Source organism: Streptococcus sp. GMD4S (genome assembly GCF_000296955.1).
In genome coordinates this window covers 1-994 of the sequence record NZ_AJRE01000529.1, presented here as the reverse complement: position 1 = coordinate 994, position 994 = coordinate 1, and the positions used below count along the sequence as shown (strand labels likewise).

The window sequence follows — 994 nt, the reverse complement described above, 5'->3', positions numbered from 1 at the left end:
ACTTTGATGCCATTCCAGCCTTGATTGAGCATTTATTGGCCCATCACACAGACGGCATTCTTCTAGCTGGAACGACTGCTGAGAGTCCGACCTTGACCCACGATGAGGAGTTGGAACTCTTTGCGGCTGTACAAAAGATTGTTAATGGACGTGTTCCTTTGATTGCGGGTGTAGGTACCAATGATACGCGTGACTCGATCGAGTTTGTCAAAGAAGTAGCAGACTTTGGTGGTTTTGCTGCTGGGCTTGCGATTGTACCATACTACAACAAACCTTCTCAAGAAGGCATGTACCAGCACTTTAAAGCTATTGCAGATGCATCAGATTTACCTATTATCATTTATAACATTCCAGGGCGTGTGGTTGTCGAATTGACTCCAGAAACCATGCTTCGCTTGGCTGACCATCCTAATATCATCGGTGTTAAAGAATGTACCAGCTTGGCAAATATGGCTTACTTGATTGAGCACAAGCCAAAAGAGTTCTTGGTCTATACTGGTGAGGATGGAGATGCTTTCCATGCCATGAACCTTGGTGCGGATGGGGTTATTTCTGTTGCCTCCCATACAAATGGAGATGAAATGTACGAAATGTTTACTGCCATTGCAGAGAGCGATATGAAGAAAGCCGCAGCTATTCAGCGTCAGTTCATTCCTAAGGTCAACGCCCTCTTCTCTTATCCAAGTCCTGCTCCAGTTAAGGCAGTCCTTAACTATATGGGATTTGAAGCTGGACCAACTCGTCTGCCTCTAGTTCCAGCACCAGAAGAAGATGCCAAACGCATTATCAAGGTTGTTGTAGATGGTGACTACGAAGCAACTAAGGCAACCGTAACAGGTGTCCTTAGACCAGATTACTAATAAAGACAATAAAATCCATGACCAAATGAACGATCATGGATTTTTTTTATTTTCCTAAACAGAATTGGCTAAAGAGTTGGGTGATGAGTTCATCAGGTGCGGCATCTCCAGTGATTTCTCCGAGAATTTCCCAA

At 44.2% G+C, this 994-nt stretch carries 1 protein-coding gene and 1 pseudogene; one reads left to right on the top strand and one right to left on the bottom strand.

The window, feature by feature from the left end; genetic code table 11:
* The coding region (gene dapA / locus GMD4S_RS12340) for a 4-hydroxy-tetrahydrodipicolinate synthase (RefSeq protein WP_000385518.1) at positions 1-860 on the top strand (860 nt) is incomplete at its 5' end.
* 46 nt (positions 861-906) lie between these two features.
* On the opposite strand, the pseudogene GMD4S_RS14030 reads toward dapA, so the two are convergent.
* Positions 907-994, bottom strand: a pseudogene (locus tag GMD4S_RS14030) (GTPase); the annotation flags it as partial.